The 3,023-nt window shown below is 64.5% G+C and carries 2 protein-coding genes; both read right to left on the reverse strand.

The features are described 5' to 3' along the window. Positions 1-76 precede the first annotated feature (76 nt). Positions 77-1,693 carry an acyl-CoA carboxylase subunit beta gene (locus WCE35_RS25880; protein WP_424596151.1) on the reverse strand — a complete coding sequence of 539 codons (1,617 nt, stop codon included), beginning with the start codon at positions 1,691-1,693 and terminating at the stop codon, positions 77-79. 152 nt (positions 1,694-1,845) lie between these two features. Next, the coding region (locus WCE35_RS25885) for a class I adenylate-forming enzyme family protein (RefSeq protein ID WP_424596152.1) at positions 1,846-3,023 on the reverse strand (1,178 nt) is incomplete at its 5' end.

Below are 3,023 nucleotides of genomic sequence, written 5' to 3' on the forward strand. Positions count from 1 at the left end.
CGCATGATCCGCAAGCTTATCTCGCCGCGATTGGCAATCAGGATCTTGCGGAACGGCGTGCGCTTCATCTGACCGCTCATGGCCGGGCGACCGAGAATTGCATGCGCTGCGGGGAGCGCGCCTCGGCCTCGCGGCAGATCGCCAGCACCTCGCTCAGGATCGCTCGGGTGTCACGCGGATCGATCACGCCGTCGTCGAGCAACCGCGCGCTGGTCGAGAACACGTCCATCTGGCCGTCGAACACGCCGATGATTTGCGCCTTCATCGCATCGAGCTTTTCCTTTTCGATCGGCTTGCCGCGCCTGACGGCGGCGGCCTCGGTCACGATCGCCATGGTTTCGGCGGCCTGCTCGCCGCCCATCACGGCGGTCTTGGCGTTCGGCCAGGAGAAGCAGAAGCGCGGATGGAAACCGCGGCCGCACATGCCATAATTGCCGGCGCCGAACGACGCGCCGCAATAGATGGTGATCTGCGGCACTGTCGCCGAGGTCACCGCCTGGATCATCTTCGAACCGTGCTTGATCATGCCGGCTTCTTCGTAGGCCTTGCCTACCATGTAGCCGGTGGTGTTGTTGAGATAGAGCAGCGGCGTCCGTGACTGGCAGCAGGCCTGAATGAAATGCGTCGCCTTGTTGGCGCCGGCAGGATCGAGCGGGCCGTTATTGGTGACGATCCCGATCGCCTGCGCCTCGATGCGGGCGTGGCCGCACACGGTGGCGGGTCCGTAATTGGCGCCGAACTCGGTGAAATCGGAATCGTCTGTGATCCGCGCGATCACCTGGCGCATGTCGACCGGCCGCTTGTGGTCCATCGGCATGATGCCGAGCAATTCTTCGGCGTCGTAGCGCGGCGGACGGTGCGGCGATTGCGCCGGCTTCGGCCGGTCCCATTCCAGGTTGGCCATGATGTCGCGTGCGATCCGCAGCGCGTCGCGGTCGTCCTCGGCGAGATAATCGCCGAGGCCGGAAATGGACGTGTGCATCTCGGCGCCGCCGAGTTCCTCCTCGGTCGCGATCTCGCCGGTCGCCGCTTTCAACAGCGGCGGCCCGGCGAGGAAGGCGCGGGTCCGGCCGCGTACCATCACGATGTAGTCCGACAGGCCGGTCTGATAGGCGCCGCCCGCGGTCGACGATCCATGCGTCACCGTGACCACCGGCAATCCTGCCGCCGACAGCCGCGCCAGGTTGCGAAAGATGTTGCCGCCGCGAATGAAATCCTCGACCCGGTAGCGCAAGAGATTGGCGCCGGCGCTTTCGACCAGTTGCACGTAGGGCAGCTTGTTCTCCAGCGCCAGTTCCTGCACCCGCAGGGTCTTGTCGAGGCCGTAGGGCTGCAGCGCGCCGGCATCGATGCCGGAATCATTGGCGCTGACCATGCAGCGGATGCCCGCGACAAAGCCGATACCGGCGATCACCCCGCCGCCGGGCACGCTCTTGTCGGCGTCGGACACGTCGAACATGTAGCCGGCGAGCGTCGACAGCTCGATGAAGGGCGAACCGGGATCGAGCACCAGCGCCACCCGCTCGCGCGGCAGCAACTGGCCGCGCTTGTGAAAGCGCTCCTTGGCGGCGGCGGAGGCGGATCGGGTGCGCGCTTCGAGCGCGCGCATGCGCGCGATCAGCGCCAGCATGCCGTCGCGGTTGGCCTTGTAGGCGGCACCGCCGGTTGCAATGGTCGATTCGAGGATGGCCATAAACTAACCTCCTCCGTCATTCCGGGATGCGCCGAAGGCGCAGGCCCGGAATCCATACTCATTATCGTGGTTATGGATTCTCTGATGTGCAATTGCACATCTTAGCTCGCGCTTCGCGCGCCCCGGAATGACGATGCTGTTGATAGCCACTCTCACGCGCTCTTCTTCGCAAAATGCTCGCTGTAAGCCTGCCGCAGCTCGACCTTGCGCAGCTTGCCGGTCGCGGTCATCGGCATTTCATCCACGATCTTGATGAATTTCGGCACCTGGAAACCGCCGAGGTGCTTGCGGCAATGCTCTGATATCCCGGCTTCGTCGGCTGTCGCGCCCGGTTTCAGTTTGACGAAGGCGGAGACCGCCTCGCCCCATTGCGGATGCGGCAGGCCGACCACGGCGGCGTTCTGCACGGCGGGGTGGGCCAGCAGCGTCTCCTCGATCTTGACCGAGGCGACGTTTTCGCCGCCGGACTTGATCATGTCCTTCTTGCGGTCGAGGAACAGCACCTCGCCATGTTCGTCGATCAGCGCCAGATCTCCGGTATGGTGCCAGCCGAACTTGCGCGCCTCCTCGGTCGCCTTCGGGTCCTTGTAATAGCCCATCATCACGTTGGGTCCGCGATGCACGAGCTCGCCGGCCTGCCCGCGCGGCAGCAGATTGCCGTCGTCATCCATGATCGCGGTCTCGTTCACGATCAGCGACTCGCCCCAGTAATTTCCGAAGCGCTCGAGCTGCCGGTCCGGCTGCGACATCGTGGTGGCCGGGTACATTTCAGTCTGGCCGCTGCTCAGCACGAAATTCGGGCACATCTCCGATATCGCGCGCTCCAGCAGCGGGCGGCCCATCGGCGCCATGGTATAGATGCAGGTCTTGAGGCCCGAGAGGTCATATTCCCCGCGGCGCGGGTGATCCAGGATCGCCTGGTACATCAGCGACAGCCCGACGAACACGGTGAGCTTGTCGCGGACGATCGCCTCCATGCAGACCACCGGATCGAAGCCGCGCATCAGCGCCATCCGGCCGCCGACCGAAAGGTAGCTCAGGAGCAGCACATGGCCGGCGCAGTGGAACAGCGGGAACTGCCCGGTGATGCCATCGTCCCGCCCGAGCTTCATCTCGATCGCGTTGCTCATGACCGCCATGACCACGGCGAGATGGCAGTGCATGGCGCCTTTCGGCCGCGAGGTGGTGCCCGAGGTATAGATGATCATCGCGAGATCGCGGTCGTTGATTTCGATCTCGGGCTCGACCTCGGACTGGCCGTTCAGGAGATCACTGAAACTCTCAAGACCCGTCGCCGCGACCTGGCCGGCCAGATCGATCGCGATCATGT

The sequence above is a fragment of the Bradyrhizobium sp. genome, assembly GCF_049691595.1.
In the GTDB taxonomy this organism is placed as follows: Bacteria; Pseudomonadota; Alphaproteobacteria; order Rhizobiales; family Xanthobacteraceae; genus Bradyrhizobium.

Bases quoted from the DNA above. Each gene is read 5' to 3' on its own strand.
- WCE35_RS25880 (WP_424596151.1), bottom strand. From the start codon at position 1,693: ATGGCCATCCTCGAATCGACCATTGCAACCGGCGGTGCCGCCTACAAG.